Below are 23,678 nucleotides of genomic sequence, written 5' to 3'. Positions count from 1 at the left end.
CACCCGGCGCGCCAGTTTTTCTGTCTTGCGCCTGCACAGGAAACGCCAGCATGAGCACTGCACACCCCTCTCCCCGCGCAACCACCGCCCCGGCGGGCCTCAAGCGTGTGGTAGCGGCCGCCATGGCCGGTACCGTCGCCGAATGGTATGGATTCTTTCTCTACGGTACGGCCTCGGCACTGGTGTTCGGCCAGTTGTTCTTTCGCCAGACCGACAGCCCCATCGACGGCATCATCGCCGCCTTCGCCCTCTACGCCGTAGGTTTTCTGGCCCGCCCGCTGGGCGGCCTGGTGTTCGGCCACTATGGCGACAAGTTCGGGCGCAAGCGCCTGTTGCAACTGAGCCTGGTGGTGGTCGGCATCACCACCTTTCTGATGGGCTGCCTGCCCGGTTTCGACAGCATCGGCTACGCCGCGCCCATCCTGCTGGTGCTGCTGCGCCTGATCCAGGGGTTCGCCTTTGGCGGCGAATGGGGCGGCGCGATTCTGCTGGTGTCCGAGCACTGCCCGGACAACCGTCGCGGCTTCTGGGCCAGCTGGCCGCAGGCCGGCGTACCGGCGGGCAACCTGCTGGCCACGGTGGCGCTGCTGGCGCTGTCGAGCACCCTGAGCGAGGAGCAGTTCCTGGCCTGGGGCTGGCGCGTGGCGTTCTGGCTGTCGGCACTGGTGGTGCTGATCGGCTACTGGATCCGCACCAGCGTGGATGATGCCCCGATCTTCAAGCAGGCCCAGGCCCGCCAGGCGCAGCACAAGGTGCAGCAGCTGGGTGTGGTGGAAGTGCTGCGCCATCACTGGCGTTCGGTACTGGTGGGCATCGGCGCCCGGTTTGCCGAGAACATCCTGTACTACACCGTGGTGACCTTCTCGATCACCTACCTCAAGCTGGTGGTGCACAAGGACACCTCGCAGATTCTGCTGCTGATGTTCGGCGCGCACCTGCTGCACTTCTTCCTGATCCCGCTGATGGGCTACCTGTCCGACCTGGTGGGGCGCAAGCCGGTGTACCTGACCGGTGCGGTGCTGACCGCGTTCTGGGGCTTCGTCGGCTTCCCGATGATGGACACCGGCAACAACTGGCTGATCATGGCGGCGATCACCCTGGGCCTTGCCATCGAGTCGATGACCTATGCGCCCTACTCGGCGCTGATGGCCGAGATGTTCCCCACCCATGTGCGCTACACCGCCTTGTCGCTGTGCTATCAGGTGGCGCCGATTTTCGCCGGCTCCCTGGCACCGCTGATCGCCATCACCCTGCTCAACAAGTACAACAGCTCGACGCCGATTGCCTGGTACCTGGTGGGCGCCGCGGCGATCTCCATCGTCGCCGTCGGCCTGACCCGTGAAACCCGTGGCAAGTCGCTGCACCTGGTCGACGCCGAGTCGGCCGAGCGGGTTGCCGCCAGCACCGACACCGCCAGCGCTCGCGGCAACTCGCTGGCCTGAGCCCAACCCTTTCAACAGGAGGTCTGCATGACCGAGATCATCGGCCACAACTACATCGGCGGTGCGCGCAGCGCCGCCGGCAGCATCACCCTGCACAGCCATGACGCCACCACCGGCGACGCCCTGCCGTACCGTTTCACCCAGGCCACCGCCGAGGAAGTGGACGCTGCCGCCCGCGCCGCAGCGGCGGCCTACCCGACGTTTCGCAACCTGCCGGCCGGGCGCCGGGCGGAGTTTCTGGAGGCCATAGCCGAGCAGCTGGACGCGCTGGACGATGACTTCGTCGCGCTGGTAACCCGCGAAACGGCCTTGCCCACGGCACGGATCAAGGGCGAGCGCGGCCGCACCAGCGGGCAGATGCGCCTGTTTGCCCAGGTGCTGCGCCGGGGCGACTTCTACGGTGCACGCATCGACCGCGCATTGCCCGAGCGCCAGCCGCTGCCACGGGTGGACCTGCGCCAGTACCGTATCGGCGTGGGGCCGGTGGCGGTGTTCGGCGCCAGCAACTTTCCGCTGGCGTTCTCCACCGCCGGGGGCGATACCGCAGCGGCGCTGGCGGCCGGCTGCCCGGTGGTGTTCAAGGCCCACAGCGGGCACATGGCCACGGCCGAGCACGTGGCCAACGCGATCATTCGCGCCGCCGAGTGCACCGGCATGCCCGAGGGCGTGTTCAACATGATCTATGGCGCCGGGGTGGGCGAGGCGCTGGTCAAGCACCCGGCGATCCAGGCCGTGGGCTTTACCGGCTCGCTCAAGGGCGGGCGCGCGCTGTGCGACATGGCGGCGGCGCGGGCGCAGCCGATCCCGGTGTTTGCCGAAATGAGCAGCATCAACCCGGTGCTGGTGCTGCCGCAGGCGCTGCAGGTGCGCAGCGAGAAAATCGCCACGGAGCTGGCAGCGTCGGTGGTGATGGGCTGCGGGCAGTTCTGTACCAACCCCGGGCTGGTGATCGGGCTGCGCTCGCCGCAGTTTTCGGCGTTTGTTGCGCACTTGGCGGCGACGCTGGGCGAGCAGCCGGCGCAGACCATGCTCAATGCCGGCACCCTGCGCAGTTATGCCAAGGGCGTACAGGCGTTGCAGGCGCACCCTGGGGTGAGCCACCTGGCGGGCCGTGAACAACAGGGCAACCAGGCGCAGCCGCAGCTGTTCAAGGCAGATGTGAGCTTGCTGCTCGACGGTGATGCGCTGTTGCAGGAGGAGGTGTTCGGGCCGACCACGGTGGTGGTGGAAGTGGCCGATGCGGATCAGTTGCATAGCGCGCTGGCGAGCCTGCATGGGCAGTTGACCGCCACCCTGATTGCAGAAGCCGACGACCTGGCGCAATTTGCCCAGGTGCTGCCGCTGCTGGAACAAAAGGTTGGGCGGGTGCTGTTCAATGGCTACCCGACCGGTGTTGAAGTGTGCGATGCGATGGTGCATGGCGGGCCCTACCCGGCCACCTCGGATGCGCGGGGGACGTCGGTGGGGAGCCTGGCGATCGATCGGTTCCTGCGGCCGGTGTGTTACCAGAACTGCCCGGATGATCTGCTGCCGGCGGCGTTGCAGGATGGCAACCCGTTGGGGATTGTGCGGTTGGTGGAGGGGGTGCAGAGCCGGGAGGCAGTGGCAGGCTGACGGGCCTCTTCGCCGGCAACGCCGGCTCCTACAGGAGCTGGCGTTGCCGGCGAAAGGATCAGTTCAGCAATGCCTTGAGGTCGTTGTACAGCGCCTCGGGGATCTGCACGCCCTCCTCCAGGCTGCGCTTGCGCGCCTCGAAGCGGCGCTGTGACGGCAGCCGCGCACCCTGCCCCTCGATGCCCGCAAACACCGCCTCCGCCCGCGCCAGGTGCGCCTCGGCGCCCGCCCCCAGAAACCGCTGCGGGTCCAGCGCGAGGATCAGCTCGCCATGGTACGGCGAGGACTTGCTGCCCGCGTCATAGGCCAGCGACTCGGCACTGGTCAGGTCGCCGATCAGCGGCCCGGCAATCAGCTCGACCATCGCCGCCAGCGCCGAGCCCTTGTGCCCGCCAAAGGTCAGCATGGCGCCACTGTCGAGCACCACGTTCGGGTCGGTGCTCGGCTGCCCCTGGGCATCCACGCCCCAGCCTTCGGGGATGGCCTTGCCGGCGCGCCGATGCAGCTCGATGTCGCCGCGCGCAATCGCGCTGGTGGCAAAGTCGAACACGAACGGGTTGGCGCCCGCACGCGGCCAGCCGAACGCGATGGGGTTGGTGCCAAATACCGGCTGGCTGCCCCCGGCCGGCGCCACCCAGGCATGGCTGGGGTTGCACGCCAGCGCCACCAGGCCGGCCTCGGTCAGTTGTTCGATCTCGACCCACAACGCCGAAAAGTGCACGCAGTGGTTGATGGCCAGGGCCGCGATACCGTTGCTGCGGGCCTTGGCCTGCAGCATCGGCAAGCCGGCCTGGAACGCCAGCTGCGAGAAGCCGCCAGCAGCATCCACACGCACGATCGAGGGCGCCTGGTCGATCACCTGCGGCTCGGCCGCCGCCGACACCTTGCCGGCCTTGAGCGAGTTCACACAGCCGATCACCCGGTACAGCCCATGGGAGGCGCAGCCATCGCGCTCCCCGGCGACCACCGTGGCCGTCACGGCTGCGGCGTGCGCCGCGTTGAAACCGTTGTGCAGCAGGATCGACTCTGCCAGTTCATGGGCTTGGGTAAGGGTCAGTCGAATCATGGTCAGCTCCTTGGACAGACCGCCCATCGTGCCCCATCGACCGGGGCCGGGCTTGATCGATTCGGACCACGGGCATGACGAACTTGGCACAGTGGCCAACAGCCCCCGACGCATACCCAGGGAAGCTGTTCAGTTTGTAATCAAACTGACGCAGCCCTTGTGGTACGCAGCGTGTAGCGCTTTATCCACAGAGCTACCCACTTTTTTTGTGGATAGCTTCAGCGCAGTTCGACCGGTTGCAGGTCGGCCCAGGATTCCACCGGGCCGGGGTTGCTCGGGTCGCTCGCGCCGCCCAGGCACACGGCAATCTTGTTCACGGCATTGAGTGCGCTGGTGACCGCGCCCTCGGCCCAGCCACCGGTCCAGGACACGTCGTCGCCGGCCAGCACGAAGCCGTAGGGCGTGGCGCTGCCCACCCCGGTCATGAACTGCGCGAAGAGCCTGCGCTGGTAGGCGTACTGCCCGGGCAGGTTCATCTTGAAGGCGCCCAGGTAGTGCGGCTGGTCCTCCCAGTTGAACTCGACGAAGGTGTTGCTGGCACTGTAGTGCGCGGCGAGGTCCACGTTGGGGTAGATGGCCTGCAGCAACGTGGTGCACAGCTGGGCATGCTGCGGCGCCGGCCTGGCGCGGTCGCCCAGGAACTTCAGCGCATCGTCGTTCCAGGTGTACGACAGGAAGATGCCGCTGCCGCGGTAGCCGCTTGGCGCCTGCGCGTAATCGACCAGGTAGGTGCCACGGGTGAGGCCATCGGACAGCGTCACGCTCAGCGTGCGTTCCTGCATCGGCCCCGGTCGTTCGTGCCAGAAGGGCCGCCGGGTGGCCGCGAAGATCTTTGCCGACTGCATGTAGTGGGTGTATTTGACGGCCTCCCAGGTCGCGCTGGGCAGCAGCGCGTCCATGGCCTTCAGTTGCGGCACGGTGCCGCTGGCGCGCAGTTTGTCGAGCACCCGCAGGTGCGGGGTGTAGACCACGTGGCCGATGGTCAGCCAGGCGCTGGTATCGCGCTTGAGGTCGTGGACCAGTACCGAGAACTCACCGTTCGCCAGCGGGCTGATATGCCGGACTTCCTGGTTGAACGGCTCGGCAAATACCTGGCGGGTCATCGACTCGACGCTGCTGTCGCCCTGGCCGTTGGCGCAGGGGTCGCCCAACGCAGTGGGCGATTGCGTCCACAGCGCCCTGGGCAGTGCATCGGCGCCCTGGTACATGAGCCGGTGGCTGGCATCCAGCCCGGTGTACAGCACCCGCAGCACTTCGAGGATGCTGTTGGGGTAGTCGGTGTTCCAGCCACCGGTGCCGAAGCCGATCTGGCCGAACAGGTTGATCTGCTCGCGGCTCCACCCCGACTCCTGCAGCAGGGCCTGGTAGAAGCTGACGTCGTCCCAGCTGCGGCCGGCGCCGCAGTGGACGATGGCATTCCACAGGCGCTTGATGGCTTTCTGGTCGATGCTGCCTTCGGTCATGGCGGTTTCCAGTTCATGGAAGTGGAACGGCGCGCCCGCCAGAAAGGTATCGAAGAACTGCTCTTCGAGCTGCAGGTACTCCGGTGGCACGGGGAACACCGGGCTGTCGTGCTCGTAGTACTTCACGCGGCCCTGGTAGTCGACCACGGTGCTGACTGCGGCCGCTGTGCCGGGGTTGGGAAAGTCCGCCGACTGCGCGCTCATGCCCACCTTGTCGAAGTAGTGGAACAGCGCCTTGCCGGATACCGGAAAGCGCATGGCGCCCAGCTCGCAGATCACCTCGGCACCGGGGTCGCCCATGACCCTGGAATACAGCCGCCCGCCGATGCGCTCGCCGGCCTCCAGCACCACCGGGTGCAGGCCCATCTTCAGCAGTTCGTAGGCCGCCACCAGGCCGGCGATACCGGCGCCGACCACCAGCACCTTGCGGCCCCAGCACTCGGGCGGCACGCGGCACAGCGGCTGGCCGGCGGCACGGGCGGCGGCGAGGTAGTCGGCGTAGTGGAACGGGAAGTCCGGGACCAGCGCGGTCACGTCCTTGTTGCGGGCAAGTGGCGTCCTGCGGGGGCTGCGCGAAGGGATGGCGGACATGGCAGTGGCTCCAGGGGCAATCGGGCTCTTGCGTTGAAGTCACAAAGACTGCCAGCGATGTGACTTCTTTCAGAAAAGACCAGATCGACCCGGAGCACCAACACGCACCCGACCGGCGGCCTGTGACGTACACAGGCCGCCGGTGCGATTCAAGGTGCGGCTTTGTGGCGCGCCATGTAGTCCTCGTACTCGCGCGACATCACGTAGAGCTTGATCTGCTCGACCTCCTCGGGCTTGAGCGAGTCGTCGAACGACGGCATGCCCAGTGGCTTGAGCGCGCCCTGCAGGACGATCTGCTGGAAGTGCTCGCGGGTGGCGTCACTGGACTGGCGCAGGTCGGGGATCAAACCGCCGCTGATGGTGCCCATGCCGTGGCACACGCTGCAGAACTGGCCATACAGCTGCTTGCCGGCCTGCACCTGCTCGGGTGCTGCGGTGACGGGCTGGGGCACGCGCTCGACCTTGGCGGGCGCCGGGGCCGGTGGCGGCAACTGCGCCTTGCCATCGAGGGCGAACACCAGCAGGCGGCTGCGGTTCTTCATGCCCGGCAGGTTCATCGACTCGCCGCCGGTCAGGGTGGCCACGCCGCCCCAGCCGGCCATGATCGCCACGTACTGACGCCCGGCCAGTTCGAAGGTCATGGGCGCGGCAACGATGCCGCTTTGCGCCTCGAACTGCCACAGCGCCTCGCCCTTGTCGGCGGAATAGGCATGCATCTGCCCCGCCGCAGTGCCCTGGAACACCAGGTTGCCGGCGGTGCTCAGGGTGCCGCCGTTCCAGTGCGTGGGGTACGGCACCTTCCAGGCGGCCTTCTGCTTGACCGGGTCCCAGGCCAGCAAGGCGCCGCTGACCACGGCGGCCGGCACGTCGGTGGCGTCGGCAAAGCCGGCGGCGGTGTTGAATGCCTTGCGGGTAACGAAGTCCTCGCCTTCGTTGCGGTACACACCGGGTACTTCCTGGTAGGGGATGTACACCAGGCCGGTGCCGGGGTTGAACGACATCGAATGCCAGTTGTGCGCGCCGAAGGGGCTGGGCCACATCACGATGGGCTCTTTTTCGTAGCGCACCCCAGGGGCCTCGACCGGCCGGCCGGTGGCGAGGTCGACCTTCTCGGCCCAGGTGACCTTGCCGAACTTCTCGGCCGAGATCAGCTTGCCGTTGGTGCGGTCGAGCACGTAGAAGAAGCCGTTTTTAGGCGCCTGCATCAGGACCTTGCGCGGTTTGCCGTCGATGTTCAGCTCGGCCAGGGTGATCTGCTGGGTGGCGGTGAAGTCCCAGCTGTCGCCCGGGGTGACCTGGTAGTGCCAGGCCAGCTTGCCGGTGTCGGGGCGGATGGCGAGGATCGACGACAGGTACAGGTTGTCGCCACCGCCCGGGCTGCGCACCTCGCGGTTCCACGGCGAGCCGTTGCCGGTGCCGACGTAGAGCAGGTCCAGCTCGGGGTCGTAGGCCATGCTGTCCCACACCGTGCCGCCACCGCCGAGCTTCCAGTACTGGTCGCCCTGCCAGGTCTTGGCCGCTTCGCGCAGTTCGGGGTGCTCGTAGGGCAGCGCCGGGTCGCCCGGTACGGTGTAGAAGCGCCAGGCCAGTTTGCCGGTGTCGGCGTCATAGGCCGAGACGAAGCCGCGCACGCCGTATTCGGCGCCGCCGTTGCCGATGATGACCTTGCCTTTGACCACCCGTGGCGCGCCGGTGATGCTGTAGGGCTTGGCCGGGTCGGTGGTCTGCTGGCTCCAGATGGCCTTGCCGGTCTTGGCGTCGAGGGCGATCAGACGCCCGTCCAGGGTGCCGACGTAGACCTTGTCGCCCCACAGTGCCACGCCGCGGTTGACCGCGTCGCAGCACGAGGTACGGGCCTTGACCTTGGCCACCTCGGGGTCGTAGCGCCACAGCTCCTTGCCGCTGGCGGCGTCGACCGCGATCACCCGGCTCCAGGACATCGAGGTGTAGATCACCCCGTCGTGGAACAGCGGTGTCGCCTCCAGGCCGCGGGTGTTGTCCAGGTCCATGTACCAGGCCAGGCCCAGTGACCTGACGTTGCTGGCGTCGATCTGTTTGAGCGGGCTGAAGCGTTGTTCGGCATAGGTGCGGCCGTGGCTGAGCCACTCGCCGCCGGCCTGTTCGGTGGCGCGGATGGCGGCCTCGTCCACCCCGGCGGCAAGGGCTGCCAGCGGGGTGGCCAGGCACAGCATCAGCAATGAAGTACGCAAAGGTTTTTTCATGTTCGGTGTCCTCGGTGATGGCTGCAGGTGCGGGTCAGAACACCTGCATCAGGCGTACGTTGAAGCGGTCGCCTTCCTTGAAACCGTTTTCCACCGACTGGTCACGGCCATAGTTGAACAGCAGCTGGGTCTTGGGCGTGACGAACCAGCCTGCGCCCACCAGAAACTTGGCGGTGTCGGGTTTGTCGTGCTGGTCGACGCCGTCCAGGCGGGTTTCGCCGCCCCACAACCTGGAGTAGCCCACGCGCAGGTCCAGGCTCGGGGTGAGCTGGTAGCGCAGGAACGCCTGGCCCTGGTACAGCGCGGACTGGCGCAGGGTCAGGCCGGCGGAGGTGGCGTCGTCGTTCTTGCCGAACCAGGTGACGTCGCCGATCAGGTCCAGCCACCACTTGTCGCCCAGGCCCTGGATATAGCCGGCCTGCAGCGCGAACTTCCAGCGGTTCTCGCCGATGTTGAGCGCGTCGTCGCGGTCGTAGCGGCCGGTGGGCACGTAGAGAAACGGGGTGATGCCGAAATAGGTCTTTTCTTCCGGGCGCTCCACCAGCCACACGGTGGAGGCCAGGATCAGGTCGCCGATGCCGCCATCGCTCTTGCCCAGGCCCGAGGTGTCGCGCTTGCCTTCGAGCTGGCCGAAGGGCAGCAGGAACTGCGGGTCGATGGTGAACCCGCCCAGCTTCATGAAGTGCACGCCCCTGAGAATGCCGATGTCGGAGTTCAGCCCGGCACGCACCGGCTGCTTGTGGCCACCGGCGTACAGCGAGCGACGTTCGGCATGCTGGTAGTAGACCATGCCCAGGTTGGTGCCTTCGGGCAAGGCGGTGTAGTCCCCGGCGTCCACATCCACGGCGTGCGCCTGGCTGCCCAGGCAGCCGGCGAGGCCCAGCGTCCAGGCCTTTGCCCAGCCCAATGCAGTACGACGGCGGTGTGCCGGCACGCTTGACAGTACGGTCTTGCTCATCGAGTCACCTGTTTATTGTTTTTGTCGGATGAGCCACCCAACGGGCGGCACACAGGCCGTAGCAGGCTTCGTGCCAACGAAATTAATCCATTGATATCAATTGGTTGCGCTTTGAGGGCGTCAACCTGCGGTGAAGTGCCCGGCTGCCACCTGCCCCGTTGCAGGCCCGGTTTTCAAGGCTTTGCGGGGTTTCTCAGGGGCGTCTCATGTGTCTCACCGTTTGTCTCGACCTAATACGCACAGAACCGGCTCAAGCCCTCCAAACCCCTGAAAAACAAGTACTTTGGTAGTAGAAAAAAGCTGGCACAAGGGTTGCTGAATGCCTCGGGTTCCTTTCAATAACAAGAGAGCCACACCCATGACCCATGCCTTCCCGGTTCACAGTGATACCCAGGCGTTCGTACAGCGTCAGCACCGCATGCTGATCGGTGCCGACTGGCGCGGCGCCAGCGATGGCGCCACGCTGCAACTGCTCAACCCGGCCAACGGCCAGGCGCTGGCCCAGGTGCCTGCCGCCACGGTCGAGGATGTCGACCAGGCGGTACGTGCCGCGCGCCAGGCGTTCGATGACTCGCCCTGGAGCCGCATGCGCCCGCGCGAGCGCCAGAACCTGCTGTGGAAGCTGGCCGACCTGATCGAGCGCGATGCCCAGGTGTTCGCCGAGCTTGAATGCCTGAACAACGGCAAGAGCGCGCAGGTGGCGCGGGTGATGGACGTGCAGATGGCCATCGACTCGCTGCGCTACATGGCCGGCTGGGCAACCAAGATCGAAGGCACCACGGTCGACCCGTCGCTGCCGCTGTTCGACGGCGAGTTCCATGCCTATGTGCGCCGCGAGGCGGTGGGTGTGGTGGGTGCCATCGTGGCGTGGAACTTCCCCCTGCTGCTGGCCTGCTGGAAGCTGGGCCCGGCGCTGGCCACCGGGTGCAGCGTAGTGCTCAAGCCGGCGGACGAAACCCCGTTGAGCGCGCTCAAGCTGGCCGAACTGGTACTGGAGGCCGGCTACCCGGCGGGCGTGTTCAACGTGGTCACCGGCGTGGGCGCGGTGGCCGGTGCGGCGCTGTCGGCGCACCCGCTGCTGGACAAGGTGACCTTCACCGGCTCGACCGAGGTGGGCAAGCTGATCGGCAAGGCGGCGATGGATTCGATGACGCGGGTGACGCTGGAGCTGGGCGGCAAATCGCCGACCATCATCCTGGCCGACGCCGACCTTGAGGTGGCCGCTGCCGGTGCCGCCAGCGCGATCTTCTTCAACCAGGGGCAGGTGTGCTGCGCGGGGTCGCGCCTGTATGTGCACCGCAAGCATTTCGACCGCGTGGTGGCCGATATTGCCGGCATCGCCAACGGCATGAAGCTGGGCAATGGCCTGGACCCGAGCATCGACATGGGGCCGTTGATCTCGGCCAAGCAGCAGGCACGGGTGGGCCGCTACATCGACATGGGCCGCGAGCTGGGCGCCAAGGTGGCGTGTGGCGGCGAGTATTACGGGCCGGGGTATTTCGTGCAGCCGACGGTGATTGCCGACGTCGACCAGCAGTGCCCGCTGGTGCAGGAGGAGATTTTCGGGCCGGTGCTGGTGGCGATTCCGTTCGACGACATGGACGAGGCGATTCGCCTGGCCAACGACAGTGCCTATGGCCTGGGCGCGAGCATCTGGTCCAACGACCTGGCGCAGGTGCACCGCATGGTGCCGCGCATCAAGTCGGGCTCGGTGTGGGTCAACTGTCACAGTGCGCTGGACCCGGCGCTGCCGTTTGGCGGCTACAAGCTGTCGGGCGTGGGGCGCGAGATGGGCGCGGCGGCCATCGAGCATTACACCGAGCTGAAGTCGGTGGTGATGAAGCTGTAGGCCGCAGTTGGGGCCGCTCTGCGGCCCGATCGCGGGTCAAGCCCGCTCCCACAGGAGGGGGCTTGCGCCGTGATGGGGTCAGCCCAGTACAGGGCGGAAGAAACTGCGCTCGTAGCTGATGATGCACCGGGTGTCTTCGGCGTACTTGAACGCGGCGATGCACTCGGCGTCGGTTTTCGACTGTTCGCGGTAACGTTCGTACGCTGCCAGGCTGGGGAACGAGAACATCGCCAGGGCGACGTTGTTGGCGCCTTCGCTGGGCAGGAAGTAGCCATGGTGCTGGCCGCCGAATTTCTCAACCAGCGGTATCCACATGCGCCCGTAGGCTTCGAACTCTTGCAGCTTGTAGGCATCGACGATGTAGCGCAGGTAGCAGGTAACCATTGCAGCACTCCATGAAAGGGACCGGCAGCGAGCCTAGTGGGCGTCACGGGCGGGCGTCAATACGCGACAGGTGCAGCGAGCATCAGCGCTCGCACCGTTGAACCCGCGTGCAGCCCTTCAGCGGGTCGGTGCCGCCGGCGCCTGTTCGATGTGGCGCAGATGGCTTGAAGGCACCCAGCCGGCCTGCGCGTCGCGCGACCTTGTGCACCAGGACCAGCCGTTGAGCGACCTCACGCAGAGCAACTCATCGCCAATGTCCACGTCCAGCTCCCTGGCGGTGTAGTCCTCGCGCGCGCGGCCTGCCTGCTCGCCCAGCCTTTCGATCACCTGCGCCGGCACCCAGCCACCCTGCTGGCCGGGCGTGGTGCAGAAGTACCAGTTGTCCCATCCTTCATCGCCCTGGTACACCTCCCCCACCTCCAGCACGGCCCCCTTGGCAAAGGTGATGGGCTGAGGGAATTCGCTGCGGTGCGCTTTAATCACGCGGTATTGCATGTGCCTTCTCCTTGGTGAACTGAAGCCGGCGCCCACCCAGCGGCGCGGCTGTGCGAAAATAGCGCCTTTGTTATCAACAGGTTGGAGATGTACGGTTTGGTTACACACTATTCGGCGAACGGCGCCAATGCCGCCTGCGGGCGTACCAGTCAGACCCTCAACAGCACTCAGGCAGCGGATCAGGTGTCGTGCAAGTCCTGCCTGCGCTCGCTGGCTGCCCCCGACTCGGCAGCCGTGGCCGCCAAGGCCAAGACCCCTTCGCTGGCCGAACTGCGCAAGCAGCGCCAGCAACAGGCCGCACCGGCGCCGGTGCCCGCGTTCAGCGTCAAGGCCAGCTGGCAGGCCCGCCTGAGCAGCCAGGCCGACCGTTGCCGCCTGCCACGCGGTGCGCGCAAGCAGATCTGCGTGTGACCCCCAGGCAGGCCGGCTTGCCGTGGCAAGTCGGCCTGCCCGCCGTTGCCCTGCAACGGATAATCGAGCGGTTTTCATAACCCCGCGCCACCACCGCTTGCGCGCCTGGCGACTTCAGGCCAGTGGCTGGATCACGTCGACCCACTGCGCGTTGACCAGGGTGGCCAGGCGCTCGGGCTCGATGCGCACCGCCGCATTGACCGCGCCGCCGGCGGGGAAGACCACCTCGAAGTCCTTCAGCGACTCGTCGCAGTACACCCGCAGCGGCTGGCTCAGGCCGAAGGGGCACACGCCGCCGATGGGGTGGCCGGTGTGCTGCTCGACCTGCTCGGCCTCGAGCATGCGTGCCTTGACGCCGAACTGCTGCTTGTACTTGCGGTTGCACAGGCGCGCATCGCCGCGTACCACCAGCACGATCACCTCCTCGCCCACGCGCAGCGAGAGCGATTTGGCGATCTGCCCCGGCTCGACCGCCAGCGCCTCGGCGGCCAGGGCGACGGTGGCGGTGCTGGACGCCAGTTCCAGCACCTGCAGGTCGGGTGAATGGTGGGAGAAAAACGCTTTGACTGACTGCAGACTCATCTTCGCTTGATCCTCTGAAAAAACAGCCCTGGCGGGATACCGTTGCGTACCCTACCAGCTTGGGCAGGCAAAAAACTCAGTCGCCCAACGCGACGCCCTCGCGACGTGGGTCGGCACCGGCCGACCAGCCCTGCCCATCACGCACGATGACCTGCGTGCCGCTGGTCATCTCGATGGGCGATACCGCATGCCCGCGGGCCTTGAGCTGCTCGATCAGGGCAGGGCCGACCAGCCCGGCCTCCACTTCGGTGCCGACGTTGCGGCTGCCGAAGTTGGGCAGGTCGACGGCCTGCTGCGGGTCGAGCTTCCAGTCCAGCAAGCCGATCAGCGCCTTGTTCACGTACTCGATGATCTGCGAGCCGCCGGGCGAGCCGAGGGCAGCCACCAGCTGGCCGCTGGCCTGGTCGAACACCAGGGTCGGCGCCATCGAGGAGCGCGGCCGCTTGCCCGGTGCGATGCGGTTGGCCACCGGCTTGCCGTTCTCCTCGGGGATGAACGAAAAGTCGGTCATCTGGTTGTTGAGCAGAAAGCCCTTGACCAGCACATGAGAGCCGAACGCCGCCTCGACCGAGGTGGTCATCGACAGCGCGCCGCCCTGATCGTCCACCGCGACGATCTGCGAGGTGGAAATGCGCAACGGCGAGCGGTCAGGCGCCCATGCCAGGGGCATGCCGGGCGGCACACCGGCAGTGGCGACGCCCATGCTCCGGTCACCGATCAGCGTGGCGCGTTGGGCCAGGTACGCCTTGCTGGTGAGCCCTGGCACATTGACCGGCACCTGGTCGCTGTCGGCCAGGTACAGGGCGCGGTCGGCATAGGCCAGGCGCTCGGCTTCGGCAATCAGGTGCACGGCCTGGGCGGAGGGTTGCATGACGCCCCCGGGGCGAGCTTTTTCGGGCGCCATCGCGGCCAGGTCCAGTGCCGGTTTCTGGCGCTGCAGCGCCTCCAGAATGCCCAGCGTCTGCAGTACCGCGACGCCACCGGACGACGGTGGCGGCATGCCGCAGACCGTCCACTGCTTGTACGGCCCGCATACCGGCGCGCGCACCTTGGCCCGATAGCCTGCAATGTCGCTCAGCGACAACGTGCCGGGGTTACTGTGGGTATTGACCTGCTGCACCATCGCCTCGGCGATGGGCCCGTGGTAGAAGGCGTCCGGGCCCTGGTTGGCGATGGCCTCCAGGGTTTGCGCCAGCTCGGGGTTCTTCAGCAGCGTGCCCACGGGCAAGGGCTGGCCCTGGGCCGTGAGCAGGTAGCGGGCCAGTGCAGGCGACTGCGGTATCGAGGTGGAGGCGGCAATCAGGGCATGCAGCCGCGCAGACACGGGGAAGCCGTCGCGGGCCAGGTCGATGGCCGGCTGGAACAGCGCGCGCCAGGGCAGCTTGCCGTGTTGCTGGTGCGCCATCTCCAGGGCCCTGAGCACACCGGGCACGCCCACCGAGCGACCGCCGATCTGGGCGTCCTTGAATCCCATCGGCGTGCCGTCCGGCTTCAGGAACAGGCGGCTGTCGGCCCCTTGGGGCGCCGTCTCCCGCCCATCGAACGCCTGCACCTGCCTGCCATCCCAGTACAGGATGAAGGCGCCGCCGCCGATGCCGCTGGACTGCGGCTCCACCAGGGTCAACACCGCCTGCATGGCAATGGCGGCATCGATCGCAGACCCGCCCTTGCGCAACATCGCCTGGCCGGCGGCGCTTGCCAGGGGGTTGGCTGCCGCGGCCATATGGTGCTGTGCCTGTACCGGGGCCATGCCTGTGCGGTAGCCCGAGGCGACTTCCGGGGCGGCGGGCAAGGCGGTGCTGGATGGCGCAGGCGGGGTTGCGCTGGTACAGGCGCCGAGCAGCAACGCTGCCATCGAGAAGCCGAGGGCGTGGATCAGGTGTTTGCGGGTGGTTGGGTAACCGGTCAAGACCAACTCCATTGAGCGTTTGGGGAACGCGGGCAATGGTAGCGTGATTGACGCGAGCAGGCCCGGTACTCACCGCGGCTTGTGCGGCGATTCCAATGCGCGTGCCCTGATTCTCGACGCGTAGGGTGCAGATTGATTAAGCTTCCCGCTTTAACGTTTCAGTTTGTTTCAAGGATTCAGATGACCATTCAGCAAGCGCCGCCACTCGCCTATTCCAGAGCCACCGTCGGCAAGATGGAAGCCGCCATGGCCCTGGGAAGTTTTGCCATCGGTACCGGCGAGTTCGCGATCATGGGGCTGATGCCCGACATCGCCAGCAACCTGCACCTGAGCGAGCCCCAGGTGGGCCATGCCATCAGCGCTTATGCCCTGGGCGTGATGGTGGGTGCGCCGGCCCTGGCGATTCTGGGTGCCAAGCTGCTGCGCAAGCACATGCTGCTGTTGCTGATGGCGCTGTATGCGATCGGCAACCTGGCCACGGCCTTCGCGCCCTCCTTCGCCGGGCTGGTGGCGTTTCGCTTTATCAGCGGCCTGCCCCACGGCGCCTACTTCGGCATCGCGGCGGTGGTGGCCTCGAGCATGGTGGCCACCGACCAGCGCGCGGGCGCGGTGGCACGGGTGATGATGGGGCTCACCCTGGCGATGCTGCTGGGCAACCCGGTGGCGACCTTCCTGGGGCAGTTCTTCGGCTGGCGTGCGGCGTTCGTGCTGGTGGGCGCGATTGCGCTGTGCACCATCGGGCTGGTGTGGCGCTACGTGCCGCAGCGTCACGATGAAGTGCGCAGCGACCCGCGCAAGGAGCTCCAGGCGTTTCGCCTGCCGCAGGTGTGGATGGCGCTGGCCATCGCCTCGATCGGTTTTGCCGGCATGTTCTGCGTGTTCAGTTACCTGGCGCCGACCATGCTGCAGGTGACCAAGGTGTCGCCACAGTGGATTCCATTCGGGCTGGCGGCGTTCGGGGTGGGCGGCATCATCGGCAACATCGCGGGCGGCAAGCTGTTCGACCGCCTGCAGTTTCGCGCGGTGGGGTTGGTGCTGGTATGGTCGATTCTCGTGCTGAGCCTGTTCCCCTTCGCGGCCAGTTCGCCGTGGGGCGTGCTGCTGGGCTGCGGGCTGGTCGGCACCATGATCGCACTGGCCGCCCCCTTGCAGATTCGCCTGATGGACATTGCACATGAAGCGCCGAGCCTGGCGGCGGCATCGAACCATGCGGCGTTCAACCTGGCCAATGCGCTGGGGCCATGGTTTGGCGGCATGGCGATTACCGCGGGGTTCGGCTGGACCAGTACCGGCTACATTGGCGCGGCGACTGCGCTGGTGGGGTTGGGGATCTACCTGGTGGCGCGGCGCATGAAGGGCGGGCACTGAGGGCCTGCCAGGTTTTGCCAAAGGAAAGAAACCAACGTGAACCAGCTTTCAATCGCCAGCTTCAAATCGAAGTACAGCCAGGGCTTCTACTCGACCTTCGCCATCGATGGCGCGCCGCTGGAAGTCTGGCTGCCAGCACGAGACCCCGCTGCACAGCTTCATCTGGTGGCAGCGCATGCCGGCCTCTACGGCGAAGACGATAATGAACTGGTGTGGGACCGCAGCTACTCCACTGCCCCTGGGTGGACCACCCTGGTGCCGCTGCTGGTGTGCTCCGATGACCTGGACCTGAGTTGCACGGTCATCGTCGTGGAGCAACACGCCCATGAGGATCACATCCACTGGCGGCGCTTCGGCCTGCTGCACGAGGTGATCACCCTGGAGCAGCCCCGCGTCAGCTGGTTCGAGGCCGCTTGCACCGCCACCTTTGAACGCGCCGAATTCCACCGCACACTGGATGAATTTCGCCGGCTGGAAGGCGTGGTGATGGCCTGGGACTAGGGTCTGTATGAAAAGTCTTGAGACGAAGGTCAGGCTGTTTTCAACGCAGCATCACCGAGTATCAAGGCTTTTCGTACAGAGCCTAGGCCGCTATCGAAGCCTGGACTGTTCGCAGGCAGCCTTGAGGCGTTGCATGGCATCGGGCGCCATGGGCGCGGTCATCATGGCGTGATAGTTCATGCATTCCCGGGTTTGCTGCTCAGCCGTGGGAGCGCCGCTGGAGGTACAGCCGGCGAGGATGAACAGCGCAAGGGCCGTGATCAGTGGTTTCATTTATATATCCGCAACAAGTGACGCCATGGCCTCCAGCGCCTTGAGGCCTCAATGGTCACCATGGCCTGCGCGCATCTTGAAAAAGCGAACCTGCCGCTTATTGGCCAAGGTGGAAAATAATAATCAAAAGCCCTGCAGATGAGCATCATGAGGGTGGCTAACGTTCCCATGAAATCAATTCAATTTAACTCGTTCGATGCCCGGACATAAAATACGCCCCAATTAAGGAACACTTCAAGACGCCCGAGCAAAAAAACCTACAACGAATCAAACTTGCCGAAGAGGGCAAATGTAGATTCGGTTTTTATCTCGGACCATCAGGGCATCCGATTAAAATGAGCACAGCATTTACATTCTCGATCAAGCGTATTCGTTTCGACGAACATTATCGCCCCGCTGAAAACACCCGCACGACCACCAACTTCGCAAACCTGGCGAGGGGGCAGCGTCGCCAGGAAAACCTGCGCAATACCCTGACGATGATCGACAATCGTTTCAACGCCCTGGCGCACTGGGACAACCCGAAAGGCGACCGCTACAACGTCGAACTTGAAATCATTTCCGTGGAAATGAACATGGATGCCGAGCACAGCGACACCGCCCTGCCGCTGATTGAAATATTGCAGACCACCATTGTGGATCGCAAAACAAGCGAACGCATCGAGGGCATCGTAGGCAACAACTTCTCCTCGTACGTGCGCGATTATGACTTCAGCGTGCTGTTGCTGGGGCACAACAAGAACCAGCAGGGGTTCAGCACGCCGGATGATTTCGGCGAGCTGCACGGCAAGCTGTTCAAGCATTTCGTGAGTTCGAGCACTTATAAAGAACACTTCAAAAAACCGCCGGTCATCTGCCTGAGTGTTTCAAGCAGCAAGACTTATCAGCGCACCGAAAACCAGCACCCGGTATTGGGCACCGAATACCAGCAGGACGAATATTCCCTGACCGATGAGTACTTCCGGAAGATGGGCCTGAAGGTTCGCTACTTCATGCCTGCCAACAGCGTGGCACCGCTGGCGTTCTACTTTGCGGGGGACCTGCTTGGGGATTACACCAACCTTGAACTGATCAGCACCATCAGCACGATGGATACCTTCCAGAAGATCTATCGCCCTGAAATCTACAACGCGAATTCAGCAGCAGGTCGATCCTATCAGCCGAGCTTGAATCACCAGGATTACTCGTTGACCCGCATTGTCTACGATCGAGAAGAGCGCAGTCAGTTGGCCATCGAACAGGGCAGGTTTGTCGAAGAGCACTTCATCAAGCCCTACCAGACCGTGCTTGAGCAGTGGTCCGCCCAATACGCGCTTTGATCATTCAGAACATACAAGGTCATCTATCGTGAAAAAACTGCTACCCACCTCCACTGCTGGCAGCCTGCCCAAACCGTCCTGGCTTGCACAACCCGAGACGCTCTGGTCGCCCTGGAAGCTGCACGGCGAGGAGCTGCTCGAAGGCAAGCAGGACGCCTTGCGCCTGGCCCTGCAGGAACAGCAACACGCAGGCATTGATATCGTCAGCGACGGCGAACAGACCCGCCAGCATTTCGTTACCACCTTTATCGAGCACCTGAGCGGAGTGGATTTCGAGAAGCGCGAAACCGTCAGAATTCGTGACCGCTATGACGCAAGCGTGCCGACCGTTGTGGGTGCTGTTGCCAGGCAGAAACCGGTGTTTGTCGAAGATGCCAGGTTTCTGCGCCAGCAGACCAGCCAGCCCATCAAATGGGCCCTGCCCGGCCCCATGACCATGATCGACACGCTGTATGACAGCCACTACAAAAGCCGGGAAAAGCTGGCTTGGGAATTTGCCAAGATCCTCAATCAGGAAGCCCGAGAGCTGGAGGCGGCGGGCGTGGACATCATCCAGTTCGACGAGCCTGCCTTCAACGTGTTCTTCGACGAGGTGAATGACTGGGGCGTGGCCACCCTGGAACGGGCGATCGAAGGGCTCAAATGTGAAACGGCCGTGCATATTTGCTACGGCTACGGCATCAAGGCCAATACCGACTGGAAAAAGACGCTGGGCTCGGAGTGGCGCCAATATGAGGAAGCCTTCCCCAAGCTGCAGAAATCCGGCATCGATATCATCTCGCTGGAGTGCCACAACTCCCATGTCCCGATGGACCTGATCGAGCTGATTCGCGGCAAGAAAGTGATGGTGGGGGCCATCGATGTGGCGAACCACGCCATCGAAACCCCCGAGGAAGTGGCCAACACCCTGCGCAAAGCGCTGCAGTTCGTGGACGCCGACAAGCTCTACCCTTGCACCAACTGCGGCATGGCCCCTCTGCCCCGCGAGGTGGCACGCGGCAAGCTGAACGCCTTGAGCGCCGGCGCGGACATCGTGCGCAGAGAGCTCTTGAACCGATAAGGGTGCAGGAGGGGTTGCAGCGCTGATCGAGCGGCTTGCCCCCTCCCCGCCGCCTTTGGACCCGCCCTTTCAGCCAGGACCTACCATGTCACGTTCCAGTACTGCCATCGAGCCATTGCGCTTTCGCGAAGCGCTCGGGCACTACGCATCGGGTATCACGGTGATCACGTCGCAAATCGAGGAGGAGCCGGTCGGCTTTACCTGCCAGTCGTTCTATAGCGTGTCGATGAGCCCGCCGCTGGTGTCGTTCAGCGTGATGGCCGGTTCGGCCAGCTACCCCAGGATCCGCCAGGCAGGCCGCTTCGCGGTCAATATCCTGTCCGGTGAACAGGTCGGGATCTCCAACCAGTTCGCCCGACGAGGTACCGACAAGTGGCAGGGCGTGCAATGGCAGGCATCGCCACTGGGCAACCCGATCATTGCCGGCAGCCTGCACTGGCTCGATTGCGAGATCCACGCCGAACACGTCGCCGGTGATCACCTGATCGTGATTGGCGAAGTGAAGGCGCTGAACCTGCAGCAAACTGCCGCCACGCAGCCCTTGCTGTACTTCAAGGGGCAATACTGCAACCTCGCCGCCCACGGCGCAGGCTGACGAACAAGGGCCTGGCCTTCTCAACAAGCCCCTTGCATCGCGGTATCGACCGCTTCCACAAGCATCTGCGCATGCGCCTGGGTAAACGCCAGCAGCGGACGGATTTTGAGCACGTTCTGGTGCGGACCGGCGGCGCTGATCAGCACGCCCTGCTCGCGCATCGCGTTGACCACCTGGCGGGCCTGCCTGGCTGCGGGTGCCCTGGTGGCGCGGTCGGTGACCAGCTCAACCCCAAGGAACATGCCGGCCCCCCTGACGTCGCCGATCATTTCATGGCGCTGGGCAAGCCGTGTCAGGCCGTCCAGCAGGTAGCTGCCAATGTGATGGGCCCTCTGCTGCAGGTGTTCTTCGCGGATGACGTCCAGCACCGCCTGACCTGCCGCGCACGAGACCGGGTTGCCGCCAAAGGTATTGAAGTAGCGCATGCTCCTGCCGAAGTGATCGACCACCTGGGAGCGCCCGACGATGCCGGCAATGGGCTGGCCATTGCCCATGGGCTTGCCGAGGGTGACGAGGTCCGGGCGCACGTCGTGCCTGGTAAACCCCCACATGTTTAGGCCGGTACGCGCAAAACCCGGCTGTACCTCATCGGCGATGTACAGCAGGCCTTCGGCCTGGGCCAGCGCCACACCTTCGGCGATACTGCCCGCCGGCCCGGGCAGCACGCCGTCGCTGGAGAAGATGCCATCCAGCAGGATTGCCGCCGGGCGGATGCCGTGCGCCTTGAGGTCGTCGATTGCGGCGCGCACGTCTGCGGCGAACATCGACGCCACGTTTTCGGCCCCCAGACGGTAAGCGTCAGGTGCGCGAACGGTGCGCACATGCGCCGGGAGCACCATGGCGCTGCCAAGCGATGGTGAAAGCTCGGCGATGTCTGCGGTGACGCCGTGGTAGGCGAACCGGGTGATGATGACGCCAGTGCCACCGGTGCAGTGCCTGGCGATGCGCAGCGCCAGATCATTCGCCTCGCTCCCGGAGCAGGTGAACATGACGCGATCCAGGTCATCGGTGAAGGTACCGAGCAACTGCTCGGCATAGTCGAGAATGCCCTCCTGCAGGTAACGGGTGTGCGTGTTCAGCACCTGCGACTGCCGATGCATCGCCTCGACCACCCGGGGATGGCAGTGACCGATGGAGGCAACGTTGTTGTAGGCGTCCAGGTAGCGACGGCCCTGCTCGTCGAAGAGCCATACGCCCTCCCCTCGAACAGTGTGCAGCGGTCGCTCGTAGAACAGGCGGTATGCCGGGCCCAGTAGCCGCTCGCGGCGCTCGATCAGACGTCGCTGCGATGCCGAAAGCCGGGTGGCGTCGGCTGACGTGAAGCCGTTGATCATGCTCATGCTCGATTTGCTCGCAGGCAGGCCGAAGCAATTCGGTCTTCTGTTTCAGCACGAGACAGCGCCGACAGTGCCTTCAGGTTTGCCCAGGCACGTTGGGTGTTTCGAAGGATGTACTGGCGATTGTCCGGATGCAGTTCGGCGCGCCAGGAGTTGATGCACAGGGCCAACGCCAGGCGCGTGGCCAGCAGCTCGGGCAGCAGCGCCAGCTCCTGCTGGTTCAGGGGGTTGCACTGGTGGTAGCCGACAATCACATCCAGGGCCGGTTCCAGTACATCGCCTACCTGCCCAAGGTGGTAGGAAGCGGCAACCGCGACCTCGTTGACCAGGGGCGCATGCACCATGTCACCGAAATCGAGGATGCTGCGCAGCACATCGGGGTTGTGGGCATCCACGATGATGTTGTGCGGGTTGGTGTCATTGTGAATGACCTGCTTGCGCAGCCCGGGGATGCTTGGCACCACCGCCGACGCGTACTGCTCGAGGCTGCGCTGCACCAGGCTTCGTCCGGGGCCGGGTTCGATGTGCACCGACAGCGGTCGAAGGTGCGCGGCGTGCTGCATGTCCCACAGCAGCGCATGCCCGGCGGCGGGGTGGGCAAACCCTTGCAGCGCCACGTCAAGCCGGGCGATGGACTGCCCGATGACCCGGCGAAACGTCGGTGTGGGGTGACTCACGCAGTGAAGGGGCATGCCGTCTTCGAAGGACAGCAGCCGCGCCAGCATGCGCTGCCCGTCGACCTCGACGAAGGTGGCGTACTGGCCCTCAAGCGAGGGGTGCACGCGCTGAACCGCAAGCCCGGGATCGCGAAGTTCGATTCTTCGCATCGCCTGGTTGTGGAAGTCGACCACATCGGGGTTTTCAAGCGGGTGGGAGAGCTTGAACAACCGGGATGAGCCGTCTTCGAGCATCACGCGGAAATTGAGGTCGCGCTCGCCGCCCAGTTTTTCGAGCGTGCCGGTCAAACCGAATTGCTGGCGCAGCACTGCACACGCCTGCGCATCGGTGACCCGTGCCGGAGCAGCTTCGAGCAGGCTGTCATCGACAGCCAGATTTTCAAGGGGCATGACTGGCATCCTTATACGGCCTTTGAATGGCGCCCCCGGTTTCAGGGGCGCCATGCATCACTTGTTGACCCAGGCGTTGAAGCGTTCCTCCAGGTCCTCACCGTGGTCGATCCAGAACTCGGCGTCGGTGGCACGGGCGTTTTTCAGGTTTTGCGGGGCGGTGGGCAGTTTTTCGCCCACGCGCTTGTCCAGCAGGTCCATCGCGCCGGTGTTGCTGGGCCCGTAGGGGATGGCCTCGACGAAGTTCTTCTGTTGCATGGGCTCGCTGGCGAACGCGATGAAGCGCTCTGCCAGTTCCTTTTTCGGCGCCCCTTTCACGATGGCCCAGTGATCGAGATCGTAGAGGCTGCCATTCCATTGCATCGCAAACGACTGGCCTTCCTCCTGGGCAGAGGTGACACGGCCGTTGTAGGCGGAGGTCATGACCACGTCACCGGCGATCAGCCATTGCAGCGGCTGCGCGCCGGAGTCCCACCACTGGATGCTGGACTTGATTTCATCGAGCTTCTTGAACGCACGTTTGACACCCTCTTCAGTACCCAGCAGCGTGTAGAGGTCCTTGTTGTCTACCCCATCGGCAAGCAGCGCGAACTCCAGCGTGAACTTCGCGCCGCGGCGCAGGCCGCGCTTGCCGGGGTACTTCTTCAGGTCCCAGAAGTCGGCCCAGCCTTGCGGGCTGGAGGCGAGTTTGTTGGGGTCGTAGGTCAGCACGGTGGACCAGATGAAGATGCCGACACCACAGTCGCTGACGGCCGCAGGAATGAAGTCTTCCTTGTTGCCTATCCGGCTCCAGTCCAGCGGTTCGAACACCCCTTCGCTGCAACCACGGATGAGCTCGGGCGATTCGACCTCCACCACATCCCAGCTGGTTTTGCCGGTGTCGGCCATCACCTTGATCTTGGCCATTTCGCCGTTGTAGTCGTCGGCGGTGATGGCCACGCCGGTCTGGGCGGTGAAGGGTTTGTAGAACGCCTTCTCCTGCGCCTGGCGGTTGTTGCCGCCGAAGGACACCACGGTCAGCTTTTCAGCGGCATACAGCGGGCTTGCGATGGTTGCGAGCAAAAGTACAGCTGCGATTTTCTTATTCATGCGTCTCTCCAGGTCAGCTACGGGTCGTGGGCAGCTTTAAAGGGATGGCAGTTTTCTTGTAGTGGCAGCAATCGATCGAACGT

General features: G+C 64.9%; 21 protein-coding genes. 9 read left to right on the top strand and 12 right to left on the bottom strand.

Translation table 11 applies throughout. The features are described from left to right. Positions 1-50: 50 nt before the first annotated feature. Both abaF and JZZ72_RS02365 read left to right on the top strand, forming a co-directional pair. A complete protein-coding gene (abaF, locus tag JZZ72_RS02370; RefSeq protein ID WP_210013997.1) occupies positions 51-1,442 on the top strand; it encodes an MFS transporter in 1,392 nt (463 codons plus the stop codon). A 27-nt stretch (positions 1,443-1,469) separates the two neighbouring features. After that, positions 1,470-3,056 carry an aldehyde dehydrogenase (NADP(+)) gene (locus tag JZZ72_RS02365; RefSeq protein WP_210013996.1) on the top strand — a complete coding sequence of 529 codons (1,587 nt, stop codon included), beginning with the start codon at positions 1,470-1,472 and terminating at the stop codon, positions 3,054-3,056. A 58-nt stretch (positions 3,057-3,114) separates the two neighbouring features. Here JZZ72_RS02365 and JZZ72_RS02360 read toward each other — a convergent pair whose 3' ends face one another. The 4 genes from JZZ72_RS02360 to JZZ72_RS02345 form a co-directional block, all read right to left on the bottom strand. Further along, the gene (locus JZZ72_RS02360) at positions 3,115-4,122 is read right to left on the bottom strand and encodes an Ldh family oxidoreductase (RefSeq protein ID WP_054916121.1); all 1,008 of its coding nucleotides are present in this window, start codon (positions 4,120-4,122) and stop codon (positions 3,115-3,117) included. A gap of 218 nt (positions 4,123-4,340) precedes the next feature. Then, entirely contained in the window at positions 4,341-6,176 is a 1,836-nt protein-coding gene (locus tag JZZ72_RS02355; protein ID WP_210013995.1) for a flavin monoamine oxidase family protein, read from the bottom strand. Between the two features lie 149 nt (positions 6,177-6,325). Next, complete coding sequence (locus JZZ72_RS02350) at positions 6,326-8,398, bottom strand: PQQ-dependent dehydrogenase, methanol/ethanol family (RefSeq protein ID WP_210013994.1); 2,073 nt, start codon at positions 8,396-8,398, stop codon at positions 6,326-6,328. 34 nt (positions 8,399-8,432) lie between these two features. Next, a complete protein-coding gene (locus JZZ72_RS02345) occupies positions 8,433-9,356 on the bottom strand; it encodes a transporter (protein ID WP_210013993.1) in 924 nt (307 codons plus the stop codon). 358 nt (positions 9,357-9,714) lie between these two features. Between JZZ72_RS02345 and JZZ72_RS02340 the strand changes: the two genes are divergently transcribed. Then, the gene (locus tag JZZ72_RS02340; RefSeq protein WP_043861048.1) at positions 9,715-11,205 is read left to right on the top strand and encodes an aldehyde dehydrogenase family protein; all 1,491 of its coding nucleotides are present in this window, start codon (positions 9,715-9,717) and stop codon (positions 11,203-11,205) included. 78 nt (positions 11,206-11,283) lie between these two features. Here the strand turns inward: JZZ72_RS02340 and JZZ72_RS02335 are convergent, their stop codons facing one another. Next, positions 11,284-11,589 carry an NIPSNAP family protein gene (locus JZZ72_RS02335; RefSeq protein WP_043861047.1) on the bottom strand — a complete coding sequence of 102 codons (306 nt, stop codon included), beginning with the start codon at positions 11,587-11,589 and terminating at the stop codon, positions 11,284-11,286. 117 nt (positions 11,590-11,706) lie between these two features. After that, positions 11,707-12,084 carry an SH3 domain-containing protein gene (locus JZZ72_RS02330; protein WP_058541187.1) on the bottom strand — a complete coding sequence of 126 codons (378 nt, stop codon included), beginning with the start codon at positions 12,082-12,084 and terminating at the stop codon, positions 11,707-11,709. A gap of 96 nt (positions 12,085-12,180) precedes the next feature. Here JZZ72_RS02330 and JZZ72_RS02325 point away from each other — a divergent pair, with 96 nt between their 5' ends. Then, positions 12,181-12,495, top strand: a complete 315-nt coding sequence (locus JZZ72_RS02325) for a hypothetical protein (RefSeq protein ID WP_043861086.1) — start codon at positions 12,181-12,183, stop codon at positions 12,493-12,495. Between the two features lie 114 nt (positions 12,496-12,609). Here the strand turns inward: JZZ72_RS02325 and JZZ72_RS02320 are convergent, their stop codons facing one another. Beyond that, entirely contained in the window at positions 12,610-13,077 is a 468-nt protein-coding gene (locus tag JZZ72_RS02320) for a YbaK/EbsC family protein (RefSeq protein ID WP_043861044.1), read from the bottom strand. A 76-nt stretch (positions 13,078-13,153) separates the two neighbouring features. Further along, complete coding sequence (gene ggt / locus JZZ72_RS02315; protein ID WP_081315172.1) at positions 13,154-14,932, bottom strand: gamma-glutamyltransferase; 1,779 nt, start codon at positions 14,930-14,932, stop codon at positions 13,154-13,156. Between the two features lie 234 nt (positions 14,933-15,166). Between ggt and JZZ72_RS02310 the strand changes: the two genes are divergently transcribed. Continuing rightward, entirely contained in the window at positions 15,167-16,354 is a 1,188-nt protein-coding gene (locus JZZ72_RS02310) for an MFS transporter (protein ID WP_058541189.1), read from the top strand. Between the two features lie 36 nt (positions 16,355-16,390). Further along, complete coding sequence (locus tag JZZ72_RS27720; RefSeq protein WP_235593700.1) at positions 16,391-16,855, top strand: hypothetical protein; 465 nt, start codon at positions 16,391-16,393, stop codon at positions 16,853-16,855. A gap of 90 nt (positions 16,856-16,945) precedes the next feature. On the opposite strand, the gene JZZ72_RS02300 is transcribed toward JZZ72_RS27720, so the two are convergent. Beyond that, on the bottom strand, positions 16,946-17,128 hold the full coding sequence (locus tag JZZ72_RS02300; protein ID WP_054916126.1) for a hypothetical protein: 183 nt from the start codon (positions 17,126-17,128) through the stop codon (positions 16,946-16,948). Positions 17,129-17,463: 335 nt separating this feature from the next. On the opposite strand from JZZ72_RS02300, the gene JZZ72_RS02295 reads away from it, so the two are divergent. The 3 genes from JZZ72_RS02295 (at position 17,464) to JZZ72_RS02285 (ending at position 20,102) form a co-directional block, all read left to right on the top strand. After that, positions 17,464-18,447 (top strand): DUF1852 domain-containing protein, encoded by a 984-nt coding sequence (locus tag JZZ72_RS02295; protein WP_210013992.1) that lies wholly within the window; start codon positions 17,464-17,466, stop codon positions 18,445-18,447. A gap of 28 nt (positions 18,448-18,475) precedes the next feature. After that, the gene (locus JZZ72_RS02290) at positions 18,476-19,507 is read left to right on the top strand and encodes a methionine synthase (RefSeq protein WP_043861040.1); all 1,032 of its coding nucleotides are present in this window, start codon (positions 18,476-18,478) and stop codon (positions 19,505-19,507) included. An 85-nt stretch (positions 19,508-19,592) separates the two neighbouring features. After that, positions 19,593-20,102 (top strand): flavin reductase family protein, encoded by a 510-nt coding sequence (locus JZZ72_RS02285; protein WP_054916127.1) that lies wholly within the window; start codon positions 19,593-19,595, stop codon positions 20,100-20,102. 20 nt (positions 20,103-20,122) lie between these two features. Here JZZ72_RS02285 and JZZ72_RS02280 read toward each other — a convergent pair whose 3' ends face one another. The 3 genes from JZZ72_RS02280 to JZZ72_RS02270 are packed head-to-tail and all read right to left on the bottom strand — an operon-like array spanning position 20,123 to position 23,595. Further along, positions 20,123-21,442 carry an aspartate aminotransferase family protein gene (locus JZZ72_RS02280; RefSeq protein WP_210013991.1) on the bottom strand — a complete coding sequence of 440 codons (1,320 nt, stop codon included), beginning with the start codon at positions 21,440-21,442 and terminating at the stop codon, positions 20,123-20,125. Further along, entirely contained in the window at positions 21,439-22,506 is a 1,068-nt protein-coding gene (locus JZZ72_RS02275) for a phosphotransferase (RefSeq protein WP_210013990.1), read from the bottom strand. Before JZZ72_RS02275 ends, JZZ72_RS02280 begins: the two co-directional genes overlap by 4 nt. 57 nt (positions 22,507-22,563) lie before the next feature. Further along, entirely contained in the window at positions 22,564-23,595 is a 1,032-nt protein-coding gene (locus tag JZZ72_RS02270) for an ABC transporter substrate-binding protein (RefSeq protein WP_043861036.1), read from the bottom strand. Positions 23,596-23,678: the final 83 nt, after the last annotated feature.

Source organism: Pseudomonas palmensis (assembly GCF_017848315.1).
Taxonomy (GTDB): domain Bacteria; phylum Pseudomonadota; class Gammaproteobacteria; order Pseudomonadales; family Pseudomonadaceae; genus Aquipseudomonas; species Aquipseudomonas palmensis.
The sequence above is the reverse complement of the archived record's forward strand: the minus strand, read 5'-3'. Positions and strand labels throughout refer to the sequence as shown.